Raw genomic sequence first — 23333 nt, 5'->3', positions numbered from 1 at the left:
CGCACCGATCGCTACAGGAGCCCCCATGACGGCCCTCACCGAAACCCACCGCACCGCCGCGCCGTCCGCGCGTTTCGCCAACCTGATCCCCGCCACCGTCGCTTGGGCACGCGACGCGGTCGCCAACACGCTGCCGCCGCTGGTGGCGCTGGCCATCCTCGTCGGCGTCTGGCAGCTGCTGTGCATGGGCGCCGGGGCCTCGCTGCCGGCACCCTCCAAGGTGGTGACCGACACCTGGGAGCTGATCTCCAACCCGTTCTTCGACCATGGCGGCACCGACAAGGGCCTGTTCTGGCACCTCGCCGCGTCGCTGAAGCGCGTCGCCGTCGGCTTTTCGCTGGCCGCCGTCGCCGGCGTGCTGCTGGGCGTGCTGATCGGCCAGTCGAGCCTCGCCTACCGCGGGCTCGACCCGATCTTTCAGGTGCTGCGCACGGTGCCGCCGCTGGCGTGGCTGCCGATCTCGCTGGCCGCCTTCCGCAACGCCGACCCCTCGGCCATCTTCGTGATCTTCATCACCGCGGTGTGGCCGATCATCCTCAACACCGCCGTCGGCATCCGGCAGATCCCGCAGGACTACCGCAACGTCGCGCGCGTCATCCGCCTCTCCGGGCCCGAGTACTTCTTCAAGATCATGCTGCCGGCCACCGTGCCCTACATGTTCACCGGCCTGAAGATCGGCATCGGCCTGTCCTGGCTGGCCATCGTCGCGGCCGAGATGCTGATCGGCGGCGTCGGCATCGGCTTCTTCATCTGGGACGCGTGGAACAGCTCGCTGATGAGCGAGATCATCCTCGCCCTGGTCTACGTCGGCGTCGTCGGCTTCCTGCTCGACCGCCTCATCGGCTTCATCGCAGGCCGCATTTCCGGCCCCAAGGCCCGTTCGTAAGGAGGACCAGCCGATGCACGCCTACCTCTCCCTCGAGAACGTCGGCATGGAGTTCACCCGCGGCAACACCAAGTCGGTGGTGCTCAAGGACGTGGGCCTGAAGATCGACCGCGGCGAGTTCATCTCCATCATCGGCCACTCCGGCTGCGGCAAGTCCACGGTGCTGAACATCGTGGCCGGTCTGCTGCGCTGCACGACCGGCGGCGTGCTGCTGGAGAACCGCGAGGTGGACAGCCCCGGCCCCGACCGCGCGGTGGTGTTCCAGAACCATTCGCTGCTGCCCTGGCTGACCGTCTACGACAACGTCCGCCTCGGCGTGGACAAGGTGTTCGGCCGCAGCAAGAGCAAGGCCGAGCGGCACGAGTGGACGCTGCGCAACCTGTCGCTGGTCCACATGGACCACGCCATAAGCAAGTACCCGGAGGAGATCTCCGGCGGCATGAAGCAGCGCGTCGGCATCGCCCGCGCGCTGGCCATGGAGCCGAAGGTGTTGCTGATGGACGAGCCGTTCGGCGCCCTCGACGCGCTGACCCGTGCGCACCTGCAGGACAGCCTGATGGAGATCCAGACCACGCTGGGCAACACGGTGATCATGATCACCCACGACGTGGACGAGGCGGTGCTGCTCTCCGACCGCATCGTGATGATGACCAACGGCCCGGCCGCCACCATCGGCCAGGTGCTCGACGTGCCGCTGAAGCGCCCGCGCCGCCGGCTCGAGCTGGCCGAGGACCCGACCTACGTGCACTGCCGCGGCGAGGTGCTGCGCTTCCTCTACGAGCGCCACCGCCACGTCGAAGCCGCGTAGTCGGCATTTGCCCCCACCCCATCCCTCCCCCGCTTCGCAGGGGAGGGGGCAGAGCGGCGGAGTTCCCTCCCCTGCAAAGCGGGGGAGGGTCAGGGTGGGGGCAATACGGCCGCATAGCGATACCCCTTCGCCCCAGAGGCCCGAAGCATGACCAAAGAACGTCTCGTCGTCATCGGCAACGGCATGGCCGGCATCCGCACGGTGGAGGAGCTGCTGCTCCGCACCCCCGGCCGCTACGACATCACGGTGTTCGGCGCCGAGCCGCACCCGAACTACAACCGCATCATGCTCTCGCCGGTGCTGGCCGGGGAGAAGTCGTTCGAGCAGATCATCCTCAACGACCGCGCGTGGTACGAGGCCAACGGCATTACGCTGCACACCGGCGACCGCATCGAGAGCATCGACCGCGCGGCGAAGACCGTCACCTCGGTTGGCGGAAAAATCGTCCCGTACGATAAGCTGCTGCTCGCCATCGGCTCCAACCCGGTGGTGCTGCCGATCCCCGGCAAGGACCTGCCCGGCGTCATCGGCTTCCGCGATCTCTCCGATGTCGAGGCCATGGTCGCCGCGGCGAAGACCGGCACCCACGCGGTGGTGATCGGCGGCGGCCTGCTCGGCCTGGAGGCCGCCAACGGCCTCGCGCGGAACGGCATGGAGGTCACCGTCCTCCACCTCATGGGCACGATCATGGAGCGCCAGCTCGACGAGGCGGCCGGCTGGCTGCTGCAGGCGGAGCTGGAGGGGCGCGGCATCAAAATCATCACCAAGGCGCAGACCGAGGCGATCCTCGGCGACGGCAAGGTGGAGACGGTCAAGCTCGCCGACGGGCGCGAGCTGGACGCCGACCTCGTGGTCATGGCGGTGGGCATCCGGCCGAACACCGCGCTGGGCCAACTGGCGGGTCTGGAGGTCAACCGCGGCATCGTGGTGGACGACCGCATGGTCACCTCCGACCCCGACATCCTGGCGGTCGGCGAGTGCGTCGAGCACCGCGGCCAGACCTACGGCCTCGTGGCGCCGCTGTGGGACATGGCGAAGGTGTGCGCCGACCATCTGGCGGGCGTGGCGAACAGCGCCTACACCGGCACCGTCTCGGCGACGCGCCTCAAGGTGACGGGGGTCGAGCTGTACTCGGCCGGCACCTTCGGCGACGCCGGCACCGAGGATATCGTGTTCCGCGACGGCGCGCGCGGTGTCTACAAGCGCATCGTGCTGCGCGACAACCGGATCGTCGGCACGGTCTTGTACGGCGACACCAAGGATGGCCCCTGGTACTTCCAGCTCCTCAGGGACGCCGAGGACATCGCCTCCTTGCGTGACACGCTGATCTTCGGCCAGGGGGCGCGCGCGCAGGCGCAGGACCCTTTCGCGGCCGTCGCCGCGCTGCCTGACACGGCGGAGATCTGCGGCTGCAACGGCGTCAACAAGGGCACGGTGGTCGCCGCCATCCGCGACAAGGGCTGCTGCTCGGTCGAGGACATCCGCACCCACACCAAGGCGTCGGCCTCCTGCGGCGGCTGCACCGGGCTGGTGGAGAAGCTGCTGGCCTGCACGCTGGGCGACGGCTACCAGGCGCAGACGGGTCCCAAGCCCATGTGCAAGTGCACGCACCTCGCCCACGACGACGTGCGCCGGCTGATCGTCATCGACAAGCTGAAGTCGATCCCCGCCGTCATGCAGGCGCTGGAGTGGACGACCGCCGAGGGCTGCGCCTCGTGCCGGCCGGCGCTGAACTACTACCTGATGTGCGCGTGGCCGGGCGAGTACAAGGACGACAACCAGTCCCGCTTCATCAACGAGCGCGTCCACGCCAACATCCAGAAGGACGGCACCTACTCGGTCGTGCCGCGCATGTGGGGCGGCCTGACCAACGCGGCGGAGCTGCGCGCCATCGCCGACGTGGTGGAGCGGTTCCAGATCCCCACCGTCAAGGTCACCGGCGGCCAGCGCATCGACCTGCTGGGCGTGAAGAAGGAGGACCTGCCGGCGGTGTGGTCCGACCTCAACAAGGCCGGCATGGTGTCGGGCCACGCCTACGCCAAGGGCCTGCGCACGGTGAAGACCTGTGTGGGCTCGGAGTGGTGCCGCTTCGGCACGCAGGCCTCCATGTCCATGGGCGTCAAGCTGGAGAAGATGACCTGGGGCACCTGGACGCCGCACAAGTTCAAGATGGCGGTGTCCGGCTGCCCACGGAACTGCGCCGAGGCGACCATCAAGGACTTCGGAATCGTCGCGGTGGACAGCGGTTTTGAGCTGCACGTCGGCGGCAACGGCGGCCTGCACGTGCGCGCTACCGACCTCTTGATGAAGGTCGAGACCGAGGAGGAGGTGCTGGAGGTCTGCGGCGCCTTCCTGCAGCTCTACCGCGAGGAGGCGCGCTACCTGGAGCGCACCGCGCCGTGGATCGAGCGCGTCGGCATCGACTACGTCCGCGCCCGCATGGAGGACGTGGAGGTGCGCGAGGCCCTGCACCAGCGCTTCCTGTACAGCCAGAAGTTCGAGCAGATCGACCCCTGGGCCGAGCGCGCCTCGGGCGCCGTGGACAACCACGAGTTCGCGCCGCTCGCCACCCTCGTCCCTCTCGCCGCGGAGTGACACCGATGAACGCCATGCTTCCGCAGTCCTGGGTCGCCGTCGGCCGCGTCACCGACATCCCCCGCCGGGGTGCCCGCGTCGTCAAGGCGCCGGGCGGCGACATCGCCGTCTTCCGCACCGGCGCCGACGAGGTCTACGCCCTGCGCGACCGCTGCCCGCACGGCAACGGCCCGCTGTCCAACGGCATCGTGCACGACCGCAAGGTGACCTGTCCGCTGCACGGCATGGTCTTCGACCTGACCGACGGCACGTCGGTCGGACCGGACGCCTGCCAGGCGCGCACCGTCCCCGTGCGCGTCGTCGCCGGGGTGATCGAACTGGCCCGTCCGCTGGAAGGGGAGTGACGCCGTTGGCAGAGCCCGTGCGCACCACCTGCCCCTATTGCGGCGTCGGCTGCGGCGTGCTGGCCGAGGCCGGCGCGGACGGCACCGTCGCGGTGCGGGGCGACCCCGACCACCCCGCCAACCGCGGCCGGTTGTGCTCCAAGGGCATGGCGCTCGGCGAGACGCTGGGCCTGCACGGGCGCCTGCTGACGCCGGAGGTGAACGGGCGGGCGGTGGACTGGGACACCGCGCTGGACACCGTGGCGGCGGGCTTCCGCGCGGCCATCGAGCGGCACGGGCCGGACTCCGTCGCCTTCTACATCTCCGGCCAGCTGCTGACCGAGGACTACTACGCGGTCAACAAGCTGATGAAGGGCTTCGTCGGCTCGGCCAACGTCGACACCAACTCGCGCCTGTGCATGGCCTCCACGGTGGCCGGCCACAAGCGCGCCTTCGGCGCCGATGTGGTGCCCGGCTGCTACGAGGATCTCGACACCTGCGACCTCGCGGTGCTGGTCGGCTCCAACGCCGCGTGGTGCCACCCGATCCTGCACCGCCGGCTGGAGGCGGCGCGCGCCCGCGGCGCGCGCATCGTCGTCATCGACCCGCGCCGCACCGCGACCTGCGATTCCGCCGACCTGCACCTGGCCCTGCGGCCGGGCAGCGACGTGCTGCTGTTCAACGGCCTGCTGGCGCACCTCGTGCGCAGCGGCGCCATCGACGGCGAGTTCCTCTCCGCGTACACCAAGGGCTTCGCCGACGCCCTGGCGGCGGCCGAGCGCGACGCGCCGGACCTCGACGCGGTGGCCGCCGGCTGCGGGCTGCGCGCCACCGACGTGGCCCGCTTCTTCCGCTGGTTCGCCGCCACCGAGCGCACCGTCACCCTGTTCTCGCAGGGCGTCAACCAGTCCAGCCAGGGCACCGACAAGGTCAACGCCATCCTCAACGTGCACCTCGCCAGCGGCCGCATCGGCAAGCCGGGCATGGGGCCGTTCTCGCTGACCGGCCAGCCCAACGCCATGGGCGGGCGCGAGGTCGGCGGCCTCGCCAACCAGCTGGCCGCGCACATGGGCTTCGACGACCCGGCCGACGTGGAGCGGGTGGGGCGCTTCTGGAACGCGCCGGCGATGGCGGCCAAGCCCGGCCTGAAGGCGGTCGATCTGTTCCAGGCGGTCGCCGAGGGCCGCATCAAGGCGCTGTGGATCATGGCGACCAACCCGGCGGTCAGCCTGCCCGACGCCGACGCGGTGCGCGCCGCCCTCGCCGCGTGCCCGTTCGTCGTCGTTTCCGACGCGGTGCGCGCCACCGACACCACGGCGCACGCCCACGTGCTGCTGCCGGCCTCGGCCTGGGGCGAGAAGGACGGCACCGTCACCAACTCCGAACGCCGAATCTCACGCCAGCGGGCGCTGCGCCCCTCGCCGGGGGCGGCCATGCCCGACTGGTGGCAGGTGGCGCAGGTCGGCCGCCGGCTGGGCTGGGGCGAGGCGTTCGCCTGGAGGTCGTCCGCCGACATCTTCCGCGAGCACGCCGCGCTCTCCGCCTTCGAGAACCATGGCACCCGCGCCTTCGATCTCGGCCCGCTGGCGGGGCTGACGGACGCCGCCTACGACGCGCTGGAGCCGGTGCAGTGGCCGGTGCGCGCCCTAAATGGAGAAATTGGCGGGACGGCGCGCCTGTTCGCCGACGGGACGTTCGTCACCCCGGACGGCCGCGCCCGGCTGGTGCCGGTGCGGGTGAAGCGGCCGGCGCACGTCGTCTCGGTCGAGCATCCCTTCATCCTCAACACCGGGCGCCTGCGCGACCAGTGGCACACCATGACGCGCACCGGCATGGTGCCGCGGCTGGCCTCGCACACCGACGAGCCGTTCGTCGCCATCCATCCCGACGACGCGGCGGAGCAGGACCTGACGGACGGCGACCTCGCCATCGTCGCGGGGCCGCCCGGCCGCGCGGTGCTGCGCGTGCGCGTCACCGGGGACCAGGCTCCCGGCACCCTGTTCGCGCCGATCCACTGGAGCCGCCGCTTCGCCTCGGAAGGCGGCGTCGGCCCGCTGCTCCCGGCCGCCACCGACCCGGTGTCCGGCCAGCCGGAGTTGAAGCACGGCCCGGTGTCCGTCCGCCGCTGGGCGCCGGCCTGGACCGGCTTCCTGGTCGGCCGCGCCGATGTGGTGCCGGATGCCGACTGGTGGGTCGGCACGGTGCGCGACGGCTGCCGCGTGACGCTGCTGGCCGGCGACGCATGGCCGGCCGACCTGGAGGGCTGGGCCGCACGCCTGCTCGGCGGCGAAGCGCGGCTGGACCTGCACGACGGCGGGCGCGGCGTGCACCGCTGGGCGCGGCTCGACGGCGACCGGCTGGAGGCCGTCCTGTTCCTCGGCACCGACGGCCCGCAGCGGCCGTGCGACTGGCTGGTTGCCCGCTTCGCCGAGCCGTCCGTCCCGGCCGAGGAGCGGCCGTGGCTGCTCAGCGGTCAGGCGCCGTCCGGCGCCACCGGGTGCGGGCGCGTGCTGTGCGCCTGCTGGAACGTCGCCGAGGCGCGCGTGCGCACCGCGGTCGAGGCCGGCCTGACCACCGTGCAGGAGATCGGCGCGGCGCTGAAGGCCGGCACCGGCTGCGGCAGCTGCGTCCCGGAAATCAAGGAGCTGATCGCCGATGCCCGGCATGACGTCGCCGCGTGACCGTGACCGCTTCGCGGCTGGGCCCTTTCAGTCCATGCCGAGCAGGCGGTAGATCCGCTTGACGTGCTGCCCGAACCCCTCCGTGGTCTTCAGGTCGAGGGTGCGCGGGAACGGCAGGTCGATGGCGAACACGTCGGCCATGCGGGCCGGGCCGGAGGTCAGCACCGCGCACTTCGATCCCAGGAACACCGCCTCCTGGATCGAGTGCGTGACGAAGATGATGGTCTTGCGGCTCTGCTCCCAGATCCGCAGCATCTCCAGGTTCATCTTCTCCCGAGTCAGCGCGTCGAGGGCGCCGAACGGTTCGTCCATCAGGATCAGCTTCGGGTCGTGCACCAGGGCGCGGGCGATGGCCGCACGCTGCTGCATGCCGCCGGACAGCTCGTAGGGGTACTTGTCCTCGAAGCCGCGCAGCCCGACCATGCCCAGCAGGTCGCGCGCCCGCGCCTCCGCCTCGCGGCGGGGGATGTGCAGGATCTCGGCCGGCAGCGTGACGTTCTGCAGGATGGTGCGCCACTTCAGCAGCAGCGCCTGCTGGAACACCATGCCGACGTCGCGGCCGGGCACGAAGGCGGAGGCGGCGTTGCCGATGCGCACCTCGCCGTCGTCGGCGGCGTGCAGGCCGGCGAGGATCTTCAGCACCGTCGTCTTGCCGCAGCCCGACGGCCCGACCAGCGAGACGAGGTCGCCCTCCGCCACGTCCATGGTGACGTCGGAGACCGCCACGAACTCGCGCCCGCCCGTTCGATAGACCTTGCGCACGTTGCGCAGGCGGATCAGCGGCTCGCTCATGCCAGCCAGCGGCCCAGGTTCGCGGCGACGAAGGCGTCGTCGGCGAGGTCGGCGTGCTCGCGGCAGACGCGGTCGATCTCGTCCGTTTGGCCGGGGCTCAGGCCCTCGGCCGGGTTGAGGCACCAGGTGCCTTGAAGGAGGCCCTGGCGGCGCAGCACCTCGTGGCAGCCGGCGATGCAGCCGTGGAAGTCGTTCGCCACGTCGAAGAAGGCGGCGTTGCAGTCGGTCACCCGGCTGTCCAGCGCCAGGATCTCCGGCGGGACCGGTCCGGCCGCCACGGCGGCGTGCAGCGTCTCCAGCAGGCGCACGGCGCCCCGCGTCCACACCGACCAGTGGCCGAGCAGCCCGCCCCTGAAGCGCACGGTCACCGGCTGCCCGTCGCGCCGTGCGGTGAACGGGGTGACGAGGTCGAGCACGATGTGGTCGTCGTTGCCGGTGTAGAGGGTGATCCGCTCCTCCGCCCGCGCCGCGACGAGGCCGCGCACCACGTCGAGCGTGCGGTAGCGGTGGAAGGGGGCGACCTTCACGGCGACCACGTTGTCGATCTCGCAGAAGCGCCGCCAGAACTCCGCGTCCAGCGGCAGGCCGCCGACCGCCGGCTGGAGGTAGAAGCCGACCAGCGGGATCTCCTCCGCCACGCGGCGGCAGTGCGCGACGGTCTCGTCGGGGGAGGCGCCTTTCATCGCGGCGAGGCTGAGCAGGCCCGCGTGGTAGCCCAGGGCGACGGCGGTGCGCGCTTCCTGGATGGCTTGTTCGGTGCGGCCGACGACGCCGGCGATCATCACCAGGGGGCGGTCGGTCCAGGAGCGCGCATCCTCCATGGCGGCGCCGAGCACCGTCTCGTAGAGGCCGGCCTGCCGGATCTCGAACTGCGTCGTGTGCACCCCGACCGCGAGACCGCCGGCGCCGGCGTCCACGTAATAGCGGGTCAGCGCCCGCTGGTGACGCCGGTCGAAGCGCCGCCCGGCGTCGAGCGCCAGCGGGTGGGCCGGGATCACGGCGCCGCGCGCGAGCGTCTCGCGGACGGCGGCGGGGAGGTCGGATCGATGCAGGCCCATGTGCTCCTTAGCTCCTTGAGGCAAGAGGCCCCCTCCCTAGCCCTCCCCCGCTTGCGCGGGAGAGGGAACTCCGCCGCTCTGCCCCCTCCACCGCAACGCGGGGGAGGGATGGGGAGGGGGCCTGCGACACTCACCCGAATTCCGGTCCCGCGGCGACGAACAGCCGTGACGGATCGCCGAACGGCGCCTCCCGGCCGCGCGCCATGCGCAGAAACGGCCGTTGGCGCGCGAATCCCCTCTCCTCAAGCCACGCTGCCAGCGACTCCCAGCGGTCGGCGAGGTCGAGGAACACCGGTCCACGTGCGCTGCCCACCGCCGCCTCCAGCAGAAGCCGCGCGGCGTCCTCGCGCTCCGCCGCCAGCGGGCCGACCTGCACGGCGACGCGGCCGGGTCGGGCGAGCACGAAGCCAGCACCGTTCTTCAGCGCGAAGGCGTGCTCCGGCGCGCGGCCGAGAAAGCCGCCGAGCAGCGGCGCGCGCTCCGCCCCGAAGGCGTGCGCATCGGCGGCGATCGCTCCGGTCAGGTCGTGCGCGGCCATCGCCCGCACACCCGCGGGCACGCCGCCTCCGCCCGGTCCCTGCCAGCGCGTCAGGCCGAACTGCGGCCGGAAGCCGAGCGGCCGGTAGACCCGCTCGCCGGCCGGGGTGGCGTCGAGCACCGGGACGCGGCCGAGGCGCGACAGCTCCTCCAGGCAGGTTTCCAGGATGCGCGTGCCGAGCCGGCGGCCGCGTCGGGCCGGCGTGACCAACACCATGCTGATCCAGCCGAAGCCGCCGTCGAACGGCAGCACCGCGCCGGTCGCCACCGGCCGGCCGTCCTCGACCACGCCGAAGACGGTGCCGCGGGCGAAGAAGACCGACCAGTCCTCCGCCGTCTGGTTCCACCCGGCCTCCGCCGACAGGACGAGGCAGCCGGGCAGCAGCGCGGCGTCCAGCTCAGTAGGCGCCATCCCGAACCTCGAAGTGGGTCGGCTTGCCGAGGCCGGGCTGCCCGCGCGCCACCCAGTCGGCCACCCAGTCGATCATGCGCGCCAGCGGCACCACGGGGTAGCCGAACAGCTTCGCCGCCTGGGCGGCGTTGTTCAGCCACGCGGTCGGCGCCTCGGCGCCGGTGATCTGCGGCGTCCGGCCGAGGCGTTCGCCGAACTGCCGGGCCAGCCAGCGCACCGGGACGACCTCCGGCCCGGTGACGTTGAGCGGGGTGGTCGGCGCGGTGGCGTGGCGCAGGCAGCGCAGCGCCTGGGCGTTGGCGTCGCCCTGCCAGATGACGTTGACGTGCCCCATGGTGACGTCCACCGGCAGCCCGTCGCGCACCTTGGAGGCCACGTCGAACAGCACGCCGTAGCGCAGGTCGATGGCGTAGTTCAGCCGGAACAGCCGGCCGGGCGTGCTGTGGACCTGCGAGAAGTGTTCGAAGATCCGCTCGCGCCCGATGCAGGAGTTGGCGTACTCGCCGGGCGGGTCGAGCGGATGCTCCTCGGTCGGGCCGGGGCCGGCGACCGGGACGAACGGGTACACGCAGCCGGTCGAGAAGGCGACGATGCGGGACTCGTGGAACGTCTCCGCCACCATGGCCGGGACGTGGACGTTCATCGCCCAGGTCAGCGCCTGATTGCCCTGCGCGCCGAACTTGCGCCCGGCCATGAAGACCACGTTTCGGACGCGCGGCAGCGCCTCCACCGCCGCGCGGTCGAGCAGGTCGCATCCGATGGTCTCGACCCCGTGCGCCTCCAGCGTCTCGCGCAGGCCGGGCTCGGAGAAGCGGGCGACGCCGATGACGCGCCGGTCGGGCGCGGCGTTGCGGGCGAGGCGGGCCAGCGTCGGCCCCATCTTGCCGCCGACGCCGAGCACCAGGATGTCGCCGTCGATGGCCGCGAGGTCGGCGGCCAGCGCGCGGCTCGGCCGGGCCAGGAAGGCGTCCAGCTCCTCGGGGCCGTCGAAGCGGTCGGGCAGGGGGGCGTCATCCAGCCACGGACCGCCATCCCAGGGGGCGTGCGGCAGGCTCATGTCATCCTCGCGTCCTTGGGAACGAGCCGGTGCTCCAGCAGCAGCACCGCCAGATAGAGGGCGATGCCGAGGAGCGTCAGCAGGATCACCGCCATGAACATGGCCGGCGTGTCGAGCGAGGCCTGGACCTGGATCATCAGGTAGGCGAGGCCACGGTCGGAGGCGATGAACTCCCCCACCACCGCGCCGGCGACGGCGAGGATGGCGGCGACCTTCATGCCGGAGAAGATGTAGGGCAGGGCGCCCGGCAGCTGGATGTAGCGGAACGCCTGCCAGCGCGAGCCCTTGAGCGACCGGACGAGGTCGAGCAGGTCCGGCTCCACCTCGCGCAGGCCGCGGACGGTGGTCAGCAGGATCGGGAAGAAGCACAGGCTGAAGGTGATCAGCACGTTGGTGCCGATGCCGTAGCTGAACCAGACGATCACCAGCGGCCCCAGCGCCACCTTGGGGATCATGTTCAGCGTCACCAGCAGCGGGAAGACCAGCAGCATCAGCCAGCGCGACCACGAGAACAGCAGCGCCATCAGCACGCCGAGCACCACGGCGAGGGTGTAGCCGCCCACGATCTCGGTGGCGGTCACCAGCGTGTTGGTGCCCCAGGCGTAGTTGGCCTTGGCCAGGGTCGCCAGCACGGCGGCGGGCGCCGGCAGCACGAAGGCCGGGACCTGGAAGGCGGTGACCAGCGCGTGCCAGAGCAGCAGCGCCCCGACGTGCACGCCGGCGATGACCAGCCAGCGGCGGTGCGCCTGGGCGTTGCCCTGTCCGGGAGTGTCGATGCCTGAGGTCATGCACGCGTCGGTATCGGTCGTCCTGGTGCCGATTATTGATCCGACCGGGGTTCGTGGCTAAGCTTTTTTGAACACCAACGAACAATCGGGGAGCGGAGCATGGCGGGGCGGAACACCGTGGGCCGGGGCCTTGCCGGCGTGGCGGTCGCGGCGGCGCTGCTGGCGCCGGGCGTCGCGGCGGCCAAGGACAGGATCAATCTGGTGCTGAACTGGGTGCCGACCGCCGACCACTCCCCCTACTACTACGCCAAGGAGCAGGGCTGGTACGAGCAGGCCGGCATCGAGCTGACCATCGAGAGCGGCAAGGGCTCCGGCGTGTCGGCGCAGCGGGTGGGGGCCGGCACCTCGGACATGGGCATCGCCGACATGGCCACCGCGCTGCTGGCCAAGGGCAAGGGCGCCAACCTCGTGGCGGTGATGGCGGTGTACGCCAACTCGCCGCAGGGGTTCTACTGGCTGAAGAGTTCGGGGATCACCGGGCCGAAGGACTTCCCGGGCCGCAAGATCGGCAACCCGCCGGGCGACGCCTCGCGGGTGATGTGGCCGGCCTTCGCCAAGCAGGCGGGCATCGACCCGAATTCGGTCAGCTTCGTCAACGTCAGCCCGCAGGCCAAGGTGCCGTCGCTGAAGAGCAAGGCGATCGACATCACCTCCGACTTCTACAACGAGCACGACCTGAAGGTCCGCGAGTTCGGCGACGATCTGGGCTTCCTGCCCTGGCGCAGCATCGGCATCAACCCCTACGGCAACGCCATCATCGTCAACGGCGACGTCCTGGCGAAGAAGCCGGAGCTGGTGAAGGCCTTCACCGAGATCAGCCAGAAGGCGTTCGCGGCCTGCGTCCAGGACGTCGCGCCGTGCCTGAAGGCGCTGCTGGCCAGCGTCTCCGGCCTCGACGAGCCGAATCAGCGCGACCAGTGGAACCGCATCAAGGAATTGATGCGCGACCCGACCACCACCTCCGCCGGGCTCGGCATGTTCGACGCGGCCCGCATGAAGGCGGACTTCGAGATGGTGAAGACCTATTTCGGGCTGGAGCAGCCGTTCGACGTCGGGACGGCCTACACCAACCGGTTCCTCGACCCGTCCATCAAGATGCCGGCGCAGTAGCGGCGCGCAGCGCGGCGTCCAGGTCGTCGTAGAGGTCGTCCACCGCCTCCAGCCCCACCGACAGGCGCAGCAGGTCGCCGGGGATGGGGGAGGTCGGCCCCTCGACGCTGGAGCGGTGCTCGATCAGGCTCTCGACCCCGCCCAGCGAGGTTGCGCGGCGCCAGATCCGCACGTTGGCGGCGGTGGCGATGGCCGCCTCGGTGCCGGCCTTGACCCGGATCGACAGCATGCCGCCGAAACCGCCCTGCATCTGCTTCGCCGCCACGCCGTGGCCGGGGAAGCCGGGCAGGCCGGGGTAGAGCACCGCCGCGACCGCGGGATGGGCGGACAGGCGCTCGGCGAGATCGAGGGCGGCGGCGCTCTGCCAGCGCACGCGGGCGAACAGGGTGCGCAGGCCGCGCTGCAGCAGCCACGCCTCGAAGCTGCCGAGGATGCCGCCCTGCTGCGTCTGCACCGCCTTGACGCGCGACCAGAACTCGTCCTTCACGGCGGCGGTCAGGGTGCCGGCGACCACGTCGGAATGGCCGTTCAGGTACTTGGTCGCGGCGTGCATGACGATGTCGGCGCCCAGCGACAGCGGGCGGGTGTGCACCGGGGTGGCGACCGTGGAATCCACCGCCAGCCGGGCGCCGGCGGCGTGCGCGATCTCCGCGACGGCGGCGAGGTCGGTGACGCTCCACAGCGGGTTGGCCGGGGTCTCGACCCAGACGATCTTGGTCTCGCCGGGGCGGATGGCGGCGCGGACGGCGTCGGTGTCGCTCATGTCCACGCCCTGCACGCGCAGCCCCCAGCGCGCCGCCGGGCCGTGCAGCCAGTTGCGGAACGACCAGTACATGATTTCCGGCATCAGCACGTGGTCGCCGGGATCGAGCGCCTGGAACACCGCGGTCGCCGCCGCCATGCCCGAAGCGAACAGCAGGGTGTCCGCGCCGCCCTCCAGCGCGGTGATGGTCTGCGCCGCCGGGTCGAAGGTGGGGTTGTCGGCGCGGGCGTAGACCCGGCCGCGGCGGTAGGCGTTGTCCGGGTCGCGGACGTAGGTGGTGGAGGGCTGGATCGGCGGGATGATGGCGCCGCTGCCCGCGTCCTCGTACCCGAGCGCGCCGGCCGCGATGGTCTCGGGGCGGTGGGGGGTGTCGGCGGTCATGCGGGCGCTCCTTTCGGCGGCGGGAATGAAACGCTGTGAGACGCGATGAAACGCACGAACGGAGATTGTTTCATGCGTGGGGTTTCAAGGAAAACGATCCTGTCGCGCTTCTGGTGGTTTGGCAAGGCCGCGCGTCGGACCCCCATCCCAACCCTCCCCCACTGCGCGGGGGAAGGAGTAAAAAAAGCCCTCCCCCGCGCAGTGGGGGAGGGTTGGGTGGGGGGCCGGTGCGAAGACCTAAGCCGCCGCCCGGAACGTCTCCGCCTTGGCCGACGGGTCCGCCGCCTGTTCGGCGGGGGCGCCGACCCATTCGGTGTGGGCGGGGATGCTCTCGCCCTTCATCACCAGGGTCAGCGGCCCGAGGCGCGCCCAGTCGCCGATGTGGGTGTCGTAGAGCACCGTGCCGCCGGCCCCGACCGTCACGCCGTCGCCCACCACCACGCGGCCGACCTTCATCACGCGGTCCTCGTAGAGGTGCGTCTGCAGGGCCGACAGGGCGTTGAGCGCCACGTAGTCGCCGACCTCGACGCAGTCGAACTCGGTCAGGTCGGTGGTGTCCATGAAGACGCCCTTGCCGAACTTGGTGCCGAACAGGCGCAGCACCCAGGGCAGCATCGGCGTGCCGCGCAGGTGGTCGAGCAGCACCTTGCCCGCTAGGCCCCAGTACAGCACCGCCACCGCCTCGGTCTTCATGGCCCACCACGACCACATCGGCTTCATGGTCGGCGTGTAGCGGCCCATCAGCGCCCACTTCACCAGGATGACCACCGCCACCATGGCCGCCGGGATGGCGACGCTGGCCGCGACGAACAGCTTCAGGAAGGTGGCGTAGTCCGCCGCCAGGATCGACGGGGCCAGCACCTCCACCGCCAGCGTGCCGAAGGTGATGAACAGCGCGGTCGGCATCGACAGGCTGAACGCCTCGAACACGGCGCGGCCGATGCGGCGGCCCAGCGGGGGCTCGTAGGTCCAGTTGGAGGAGATATCGAACTTCTGGCGCACCGGCAGCTTGATCGGCGGGCTGCCGAACCACGTGCAGCCGGGGTTCATCTCCTCGTTGGCGGGCGGCTTCGACTTGATGCCGATCAGCGAGCCGGTGGGGATCACCGCGCCGGCCGGCACCACGGCGTCGTTGCCGACGAAGACGCGGTCCTCGGTCTTGACCGGCTTGAGGGTCATCCAGCCGCGGCGGATCTCCTCGTCGCCCAGCACCACCTCGTCGGCGATGAAGCACTTCTCGCCGATCTCGACGAGGTCGTAGCGCCCGGCGAGGTTGGCGGAGATCTCAGCGCCCTTGCCGATCCTGGCGCCCATCAGCCGGTACCACGCCCGCATGTAGACGGTGGCGTAGAGGGAGCTGAGCGTCTCCAGCATCACTTCGGTGGACAGCGCGATGATCCACTTGCGCACGTAGAACCAGCTGTGCACCGAGTAGCTGCCGGCCTTGACCCGCGGCAGAAGGGTCCAGCGCAGGGCGGCGATCAGCAGCACCGTCACCGTGACCATCGCCATGGCCGTCGGCCACGCGATCACCGGCAGGTAGGTCAGGTAGCTGACGCGCAGGACGTCGCCCAGCACGCTGTCCAGCTTGTCGAACAGGTAGAAGGCCGGGAAGATCGGGATCAGGCTGACCGGCGGCAGCGCCAGCACGGCCAGCGTGTAGATCGCCGCCTGCAGGGCCTTGGTCACCGGGCCGGCGCTCGGCGGTTCCGGCAGCTCGTCGCGCGCCACCACGCCGGTCTTGCGGGCCGGGGAGCCGTCCCACACCTCGTAGGCGCCGGTGCGGGCGTGCGCCGGCAGGGCGGTCAGGTCGGCCAGCTCGGTGCCGTCGGCGACCACCGCGCCGTGGCCGATGACGCAGGAGGTGCCGACGTAGGCGTCCGCGCCGATCTCCACCGTGCCGATGACCAGCTCGTTGCCGATCACCTCGGCGTTGGCCAGCTTCACCTTATCGCCGATCGACGCGCCGGCGCCGATGGTGACGAGGTCGATGGCGCCGGACTCGAACTCGCCGACCAGCGCGTCCTTGCCGACCTTGGCGCCCAGCGCCCGCAGCAGCACGCGCATCAGCGGCGAGCCGTGGAACCACTTCAGGTGGACGAGGCTGATGAAGCGCTGCACCAGCCACCAGCGGTAATAGTAGACGCCCCACAGCGGATAGCGGCCGGGCTTGGTGCGGCCGATGATCAGCCACTTCGCGGCGATCGCGATCGCCACCGTGGCGACGTTGATGCCCATGTAGACGCCGACCAGGGTCATGACCTCCTGCAGGAAGGTCGCGTCCTCGCCGGACAGCAGCATGTAGCTGACGAAAACGCCCAGCCACTGCGCCGTCATCAGCGCCAGGATGACGGGCAGCGCCGCGGCCTGCGCCGCGCCGCACAGCATGCGGCGGAGCAGCGGCGGCGGGGTGAAGGACTGGTCGCGCCGGACGGATCCCGCGCGGGCGTCCATCTTCTCCGCCATGGCGCGGATGGTGCGGGCGCCGTAGACGTCCTGGAAGGTCAGGCCCTCCAGGTGCGCGGTGGCGCGCACGTGCGACAGGAACTGCGCCGCCAGCAGCGAGTGGCCGCCGAGGTCGAGGAAGAAGTCGGCCTCCAGCGGGATCGTCTGGCCGGGGAAGACGCGCTTGGCGGCCTCCAGCAGCGTCGCCTCGGTGGGGGTGCGCGGCTCCTCCTGGGCGCCGGCGCCGGCGTCCTGGGTCAGCTCGGCGGTGCGCAGCGTCTTGCGGTCGGCCTTGCCGGAGGAGAGGCGGGGCAAGGACTCCACCACCTCGAAGTGGGCGGGCACCATGTAGGCGGGCAGCCGGGCGCGCAGCGTGTCGCGCAGCACGGCGCGGTCGAGCGCGGCCCCCGCCTGCGGCACCAGGAAGGCGACGAGGCGGTCGAGGCCGTTGTCGGTGCGCAGCACCACGGTGGCCTGGGCGACGTGCGCGATGTCGGTCAGCGCCGCCTCGATCTCGCCCAGTTCCAGCCGGAAGCCGCGGATCTTCACCTGATCGTCGATGCGGCCATGGAACAGCAGGTTGCCGGCGTCATCGACGCTGACCGCGTCGCCCGAGCGGTACAGCACCGGATCGCTGCCGTCGCCCGGAAAAGGGTTGGGGATGAACTTCTCCGCGGTCAGGTTGGGACGGCCGAGATAGCCCTGCGCCACGCCGGGGCCGCCGATCAGCAGCTCGCCCTGGGTGCCGGGGCCGACCAGCGAGAGGGCCTCGTCGACGACGTATCCGGTGTAGTTGGGGATCGGCCGGCCGATGGTGACCGGGCTGTCCGGCCGCACCTCGGCCACGGTGGCGACCACCGTCGCCTCGGTCGGCCCGTAGCTGTTGAAGATCGTGCGCCCGGGGCGGCACCAGCGCGCCGCCACCGAGGGCGGGCAGGCCTCGCCGCCGAGGATGATGACGCGCAGGCTGGGCACGTCCTTCGGCAGCATGGCGAGCAGCGTCGGCACGGTGTCCAGCACCGTCACCCCGGCCTCGGTCAGCACGTCGGCGAGGCGGTCGGCGGAATCCAGCACCTGGCGGCTGGCCACCCACAGCGTGGCGCCGACCAGGTACGGGACGAAGATCTCCTCCAGCGACAGGTCGAAGGCAACCGAGGCGCCCTGGAACACCACGTCGTCGGCGGTCAGGCCGTACACCGTGTTGGCGGCGCGCAGGTAGTGGCAGATGTTGCGGTGGGAGATGACGATGCCCTTGGGCTTGCCGGTCGAGCCCGAGGTGTAGATGGCGTAGGCCGGGTCGCCCTGCGTGACGCCGTCGGCGCGCAGGTCGGGCGTGCTGGTGTTTTCCGGCAGGTCGGCGCCGGCGGTCAGGTCGTAGAGGTACAGCGCCTCGACGCCCAGCTCCGCCGCCTTCGAGCCGGTGGCCACGTCCACCAGGATGGCGGCGGCGTTGCAGTCGGCGAGGCTGACGGCGACGCGGTCGGCCGGGGCGTCGGCGTCGAAGGGCAGGTATGCGGCGCCGGCCTTCAGGATGCCGAGCAGTGCCACGTGCAGGTCCAGCGAGCGCGCCATCCACAGGCCGACGAACGAGCCGCGGCCGATCCCGCGGGCGCGCAGCGCGTGCGCGACCCGGTTGGCGCGCCGCTCCAACTCGCCGTAGCTGACCCGGCGGCCCTCGAAGACGATCGCCGTGCGCTCCGGATGGGCGGCGGCGCTGGCGGCGAAGATCTCGGGCAGCAGCTCGTCGCGCAGCAGCGAGGCGTCGGCGGAGCCGCGCAGGACGCCGGGACGGGATGGGGAGACGGAGCGGAAGGCGGGGGCCGGGGAGGTCTCGGAGACGGCAGTAAAGGTGCTCGACAAGGTCACGCTGCCAACCTTCATCGGTGGTGTTCAGCGCGCCGCCGCCCGGACATATGACCTGTGGCGGCATAGAGCTGAAGGCGGCTGGATGCCGCACTTCCGTTGTATGTGGTTGTTGGTTAATGAAATGTTGAGATGCCCGCGAAAGTTCGAATCTTGGGCACTCTGTGCCTTTATCGTCACGCCCGTTGGCCGCGGGGCGGGCGGGGCCCGGTCCGGAGGACGGGGCTTCTCCCTTCGCATGGCGGCTATGACGAACGGAAGGGGTAATGCTCAGCCCGAATGGTGGCGGATGCGCACGCGGATCAGGCCGCTGCCCTCGGGGTCGGCGCGGTCGGGCTTGAGCATGGCCCGCAGCAGCTTTTCGTCGCTGGACCAGTAGGGGACGTACCACGCGCGGTCCACGTCCATGACCAGCACGCGGCGGCTGGCGGCGTCGTACGCGCCCAGCGGCGCGATGTGGCCGACCGTGGCGTCGCCGGTCAGCGTTCCCTGGTCGAAGGCCAGCAGGATGATGTCCTCGGCGCTGCGCTCGTTCTCGGCGAGGATCCGGCGCAGTTGCGCCAGTGTTGCTGGCGACTCGTCGCGCGGACGGAACACCTCGACGTCCGCCCTGATGCCGTACGCCTTGAGCGCGCGGCGCACGTACACCTCCAGGTCGGTGAAGCTGATGCCCTCACCGTCCTCGGCGACCGCCGTCTTCCAGGCGTCGTCGCCGACCTCCTCCAGCAGGCTCTTCTGCGTGACCAGCCGTTCGGTGGCGGCATTGGGCAGGCCGCGCAGCGCGTTCAGCATCATCGCCACGCTGGCGACCGAGCAGGCGCTGCCGGTGTTCTGATGCACGTAGTAGGGGGCAAGCGCCCAATAGTCGGGCGCGTCGTGGGTGCGTACGTAGTCGTTCGCCAGGGTGATCGGGATGGCGTCGGGGCCGAACTTCGGCTTCGCCTCCTGCAGGTGCGTCGGCACCTGCGCGAAGACCGCCAGGGAGACGGTCCCGACCGCGGCGAACACCAGCGTCCTGATCCTGAACATGCCTGTGCGCCCGTCCTTCCGTGGTTCGTCGTCCGCTGTGCGCAGATCGGATTCCGCCACCTTGGTGTCAACAGCGCGGCGATCACTTTGATGCGAGGCGCCCGCAAAGAAAAGGCCGGAAGCGGGGTGCTTCCGGCCCTCTGTCGGCGACCGCGTGCGGGGCTGGTTAACGCGAATGCACCAGCGCCACCCCCTTCTTGCGGCCCTTGACCGGCTCGGCCTGGGCGTCGGCGTCCTCGGCGTACGCCCGCCCGTAGTAGCTGTCGAGGAGGATGCGCCTGAGCTCGGCGACGAGCGGGAAGCGCGGGTTGGCGCCGGTGCACTGGTCGTCGAAGGCGGCCTCGGCGATCAGGTCGACCTTGGCCAGGAACGCCTCCTCCGGCACCCCCGCCGCCTGGATCGAGGCGGGGATGTCCAGCGCCCGCTTCAACTCCTCCACCCAGGCGACCAGCAGCTCCACCCGCTCGTGGTCGCGGCTGCCGCCCAGGCTCAGGTGCCGCGCGATCTCGGCGTAGCGGGCCACGCTCTTCGGCCGGTCGTACTGGCTGAACGCCGTCTGCTTGGTCGGGATGTCCGCCGCGTTGTAGCGGATCACGTTGGCGATCAGCAGCGCGTTGGCCACCCCGTGCGGCAGGTGGAACTCCGCCCCCAGCTTGTGCGCCATCGAGTGGCACACGCCGAGGAAAGCGTTGGCGAAGGCGATGCCGGCCATCGTCGCCGCGTTGTGCACCAGCTCGCGCGCCTTCGGGTCCTTCGCCCCGTTGGCGTAGGCCGAGGGCAGGTTCTCCTTCAGCAGCTTCAGCGCCTGCAGCGCCTGCCCGTCGGTGTACTCGTTGGCCACCACCGAGACGTACGCCTCCAGCGCGTGCGTCACCGCGTCGATGCCGCCGGCCGCCGTCAGGCCCTTCGGCATGTCCATCACCAGATTGGCGTCCACGATCGCCAGGGTCGGCGTCAGCTCGTAATCGGCGATCGGGTACTTGATGCCGGTGCGCTCGTCGGTCACCACCGCGAACGGCGTCACCTCCGAGCCGGTGCCCGAGGTGGTCGGCACCGCCACGAACGTCGCCTTCACGCCCAGCCGGGGGAAGCGGTAGATGCGCTTGCGGATGTCCATGAAGCGCAGCGCCAGGTCCTCGAAGGCCACGTCGGGCGCCTCGTACATCACCCACATGATCTTTGCCGCGTCCATCGGCGAGCCGCCGCCCAGCGCCAGGATCACGTCGGGCTGGAAGGCGTTGGCCAGCGCCAGCCCCTTGCGCACCACCGCCAGCGTCGGGTCGGCGGCGACCTCGAAGAAGGTCTCGACCTCCAGGCCGAGGGCCTTGAGGATGCGCACCGTCTCCGACACGTGGCCGTTCTCGAACAGGAAGCGGTCGGTGACGATCAGGCAGCGCTTCTTGCCGCGCAGTTCCTCCAGCGCGAAGGGCAGGCAGCCGCGGCGGAAGTAGATCGACTTGGGCAGCTTGTGCCAGAGCATGTTCTCGGCCCGCTTGGCCAGCGTCTTGCGGTTCAGCAGGTGCTGCGGCCCGACGTTCTCGGAGATCGAGTTGCCGCCCCACGAGCCGCAGCCCAGCGTCAGCGACGGCGCCAGGCGGAAGTTGTAGAGGTCGCCGATGCCGCCCTGGCTGGACGGCGTGTTGATCAGGATGCGCGCGGTCTTCATGCGCTCGCCGAAGATCCGCAGCCGCTCGGTCTGCTGGTCCTGGTCGGTGTAGAGCGCCGAGGTGTGGCCGATGCCGCCCAGCGCCACCAGCGCCGCCGCCGTGTCGCAGGCGTGCGCGAAGTCCCTGGCGCGGTAGAGGGCCAGCGTGGGGGAGAGCTTCTCGTGGGCGAAGGGCTCGTCGTCCGACACCGCCTCGACCTCGGCGATCAGCACCTTGGTGGCGGCGGGCACGGCGATGCCGGCCATGGCGGCGATGGTCAGCGCCGACTGGCCGACGATGTCGGCGTTGAGGTGGCCGTCCACCAGCAGCACCTTGCGGACGGCATCCGCTTCCTTGGCGCTGAGGATGTGGCCGCCATGGTGGGCGAAGCGGTCGCGCACGGCCTCGTACACGCTGTCCACGACGATGGCCGACTGCTCGGACGCGCAGACCACCCCGTTGTCGAAGGTCTTGGACATGAGGATGGAGGCGACGGCGCGCTTGATGTCGGCGAACTCGTCGATCACCGCCGGGGTGTTGCCCGCACCCACGCCGATGGCCGGCTTGCCCGAGGAGTAGGCGGCCTTGACCATGCCCGGGCCGCCGGTGGCGAGGATCAGGCTGATGTCCGGGTGGTGCATGACGGCGTTGGAGAGCTCCAGCGAGGGCTCGTCGATCCAGCCGATGATGTCCGCCGGGGCGCCGGCGGCGACGGCGGCCTCCAGCACGATGCGGGCGGCCTCGCAGGTGGCCTTGCGGGCGCGCGGGTGCGGCGAGAAGACGATGCCGTTGCGCGTCTTGAGGCTGATGAGGGCCTTGAAGATGGCGGTGGAGGTCGGGTTGGTGGTGGGGACGATGGCGCAGATCAGGCCGACCGGCTCGGCGATGGTGACGATGCCGGCCTCGCGGTCCTCCGACAGGACGCCGCAGGTCTTGTCGTCCTTGTAGGCGTTGTAGATGTACTCGGACGCGAAGTGGTTCTTGATGACCTTGTCTTCCATGACGCCCATGCGCGTCTCCGCAACCGCCAGCTTGGCGAGCGGGATGCGGGCGTTCGCGGCGGCCAGCGCCGCCTGCCGGAAGATCAGATCGACCGTCTCCTGCGGGAACTCGGCATAGGCGCGCTGCGCCTCCTTGACCCGGGCGACGAGGGCGTTCAGTTCGGTGAGGGTGGTGACGGGCATGACGGCTCTCTCTGCGGTGCCGTGACGGCGCGGGAATGTCTCGTGTGCGCCAGAGGTCGCAGATCGTGGTTAATGGCGAATTAAAGGCGTCGGCGGTTACCTCCATTGCGCCGGTATATGCAAATTGATGCAAGTATTCGCCCCTTTGTTTCTTTTGCGGCGTGGCGGCGGCGTGCGGCCATGAAGGGGCTTTCCGCCGGCCCCGAAACCGGTCTAGAACGCAGCCGCATTCATTCCCGAGGAGACCCGCATGTCCGAAGACCGCCTGCCCGATCCTCTGCGCGAGCGCGCCGACCGTCTGGTCGCGTCGCGGCGCTGGACGCGCAGCGACCTCGACCTGCTGCGCATCCTGCTGGCGGCGGACGGCGTCGGGCGCGACCGGCTGCTGGCCGGCGATCCGCTGCGGGAACGCTCGCTGGCTTCGCTGCTCAAGCTGGGTCTGGCGACGGAGACGGACGGCGGCGTGAGCATGGACGCCGACGCCAAGGCGATTGGCGACGCGGTGCTGGCGTGGCACGCGGCCAAGCAGGCCCGCGCCTCGGTCGGCCCGGCGGCGGAGGGGCGCAAGCGCGGCGAGGACCTCAAGCGCTCGCTGGCCGACGCGGTGCGCGGCGTGTTCCCGCGCATCCCGGAGGAGGTGGCGCAGGCCGCGGCGACGCGCCTCGCCCCGGCGGCGGTCAAGATGGGCGGCCGGCTGGCGGCGCAGTCGATGGTCGATGCGGTGGTGGCGATCCGCATGGAGCGCTGGCGTCAGGCCGTCGCCTCCGAGCCGGAGGTGGCGGAGCGGCTGCAGGCCATGCAGATGCGCGGCGACAACAACCGGGCGGTCAAGCGCTTCCGCGACCAGCGCGCGGTGGAGCGCGTCGAGGCGGAGATCGCCGAATGGCGCGGCGGGCTGGAGCCGGTGACCTCCCGTCGGCTGGGGTGAGGCGATTTCGGGGAAACTCCGGAAGGTTGCGGGACAGGCGCGGGATT

At 70.9% G+C, this 23333-nt stretch carries 16 protein-coding genes; 7 read left to right on the top strand and 9 right to left on the bottom strand.

What is annotated here, in order from left to right:
- Positions 1–25 precede the first annotated feature (25 nt).
- The 5 genes from ntrB to ACRWK7_RS02015 all read left to right on the top strand — a co-directional run bounded on the left by ntrB (position 26) and on the right by ACRWK7_RS02015 (position 7293).
- Entirely contained in the window at positions 26–886 is an 861-nt protein-coding gene (gene ntrB / locus ACRWK7_RS02035) for a nitrate ABC transporter permease (protein WP_431854496.1), read from the top strand.
- A gap of 13 nt (positions 887–899) precedes the next feature.
- Entirely contained in the window at positions 900–1694 is a 795-nt protein-coding gene (locus tag ACRWK7_RS02030; RefSeq protein ID WP_431854495.1) for an ABC transporter ATP-binding protein, read from the top strand.
- A 147-nt stretch (positions 1695–1841) separates the two neighbouring features.
- Positions 1842–4289 carry a nitrite reductase large subunit NirB gene (nirB, locus tag ACRWK7_RS02025; protein WP_431854494.1) on the top strand — a complete coding sequence of 816 codons (2448 nt, stop codon included), beginning with the start codon at positions 1842–1844 and terminating at the stop codon, positions 4287–4289.
- Positions 4290–4294: 5 nt separating this feature from the next.
- Complete coding sequence (nirD, locus tag ACRWK7_RS02020; RefSeq protein ID WP_431854493.1) at positions 4295–4633, top strand: nitrite reductase small subunit NirD; 339 nt, start codon at positions 4295–4297, stop codon at positions 4631–4633.
- A gap of 5 nt (positions 4634–4638) precedes the next feature.
- Positions 4639–7293, top strand: coding sequence for a molybdopterin-dependent oxidoreductase (locus ACRWK7_RS02015; protein ID WP_431854492.1), 2655 nt, complete (start codon positions 4639–4641; stop codon positions 7291–7293).
- Between the two features lie 27 nt (positions 7294–7320).
- Here ACRWK7_RS02015 and ACRWK7_RS02010 read toward each other — a convergent pair whose 3' ends face one another.
- From ACRWK7_RS02010 to ACRWK7_RS01990, 5 genes are all read right to left on the bottom strand, one after another.
- The gene (locus ACRWK7_RS02010) at positions 7321–8085 is read right to left on the bottom strand and encodes an ABC transporter ATP-binding protein (RefSeq protein WP_431854491.1); all 765 of its coding nucleotides are present in this window, start codon (positions 8083–8085) and stop codon (positions 7321–7323) included.
- A complete protein-coding gene (locus tag ACRWK7_RS02005) occupies positions 8082–9143 on the bottom strand; it encodes a dihydrodipicolinate synthase family protein (protein ID WP_431854490.1) in 1062 nt (353 codons plus the stop codon). The genes ACRWK7_RS02010 and ACRWK7_RS02005 overlap by 4 nt, the downstream gene beginning before the upstream one ends.
- A gap of 130 nt (positions 9144–9273) precedes the next feature.
- A complete protein-coding gene (locus ACRWK7_RS02000) occupies positions 9274–10092 on the bottom strand; it encodes a GNAT family N-acetyltransferase (protein WP_431854489.1) in 819 nt (272 codons plus the stop codon).
- On the bottom strand, positions 10079–11149 hold the full coding sequence (locus ACRWK7_RS01995) for an NAD-dependent epimerase/dehydratase family protein (protein WP_431854488.1): 1071 nt from the start codon (positions 11147–11149) through the stop codon (positions 10079–10081). The genes ACRWK7_RS02000 and ACRWK7_RS01995 overlap by 14 nt, the downstream gene beginning before the upstream one ends.
- The gene (locus ACRWK7_RS01990; RefSeq protein WP_431854487.1) at positions 11146–11937 is read right to left on the bottom strand and encodes an ABC transporter permease; all 792 of its coding nucleotides are present in this window, start codon (positions 11935–11937) and stop codon (positions 11146–11148) included. The genes ACRWK7_RS01995 and ACRWK7_RS01990 overlap by 4 nt, the downstream gene beginning before the upstream one ends.
- A gap of 99 nt (positions 11938–12036) precedes the next feature.
- On the opposite strand from ACRWK7_RS01990, the gene ACRWK7_RS01985 reads away from it, so the two are divergent.
- Entirely contained in the window at positions 12037–13047 is a 1011-nt protein-coding gene (locus ACRWK7_RS01985) for an ABC transporter substrate-binding protein (RefSeq protein WP_431854486.1), read from the top strand.
- On the opposite strand, the gene ACRWK7_RS01980 is transcribed toward ACRWK7_RS01985, so the two are convergent.
- From ACRWK7_RS01980 to adhE, 4 genes are all read right to left on the bottom strand, one after another.
- Complete coding sequence (locus ACRWK7_RS01980; RefSeq protein WP_431854485.1) at positions 13028–14191, bottom strand: trans-sulfuration enzyme family protein; 1164 nt, start codon at positions 14189–14191, stop codon at positions 13028–13030. The two genes, ACRWK7_RS01985 and ACRWK7_RS01980, sit on opposite strands and share 20 nt — an antisense overlap.
- 237 nt (positions 14192–14428) lie before the next feature.
- Positions 14429–18502 (bottom strand): Pls/PosA family non-ribosomal peptide synthetase, encoded by a 4074-nt coding sequence (locus tag ACRWK7_RS01975; protein WP_431854484.1) that lies wholly within the window; start codon positions 18500–18502, stop codon positions 14429–14431.
- A gap of 267 nt (positions 18503–18769) precedes the next feature.
- Positions 18770–19528, bottom strand: coding sequence for a phytochelatin synthase family protein (locus tag ACRWK7_RS01970; RefSeq protein ID WP_431854483.1), 759 nt, complete (start codon positions 19526–19528; stop codon positions 18770–18772).
- Positions 19529–19694: 166 nt separating this feature from the next.
- Complete coding sequence (adhE, locus tag ACRWK7_RS01965; RefSeq protein WP_431854482.1) at positions 19695–22358, bottom strand: bifunctional acetaldehyde-CoA/alcohol dehydrogenase; 2664 nt, start codon at positions 22356–22358, stop codon at positions 19695–19697.
- A 250-nt stretch (positions 22359–22608) separates the two neighbouring features.
- On the opposite strand from adhE, the gene ACRWK7_RS01960 reads away from it, so the two are divergent.
- Positions 22609–23286 (top strand): hypothetical protein, encoded by a 678-nt coding sequence (locus ACRWK7_RS01960; RefSeq protein ID WP_431854481.1) that lies wholly within the window; start codon positions 22609–22611, stop codon positions 23284–23286.
- Positions 23287–23333 lie beyond the last annotated feature (47 nt).

Source organism: Azospirillum sp., from assembly GCF_050789165.1.
Note: the sequence above shows the minus strand (reverse complement) of the source record. Positions and strands in the feature narration are given on the sequence as shown.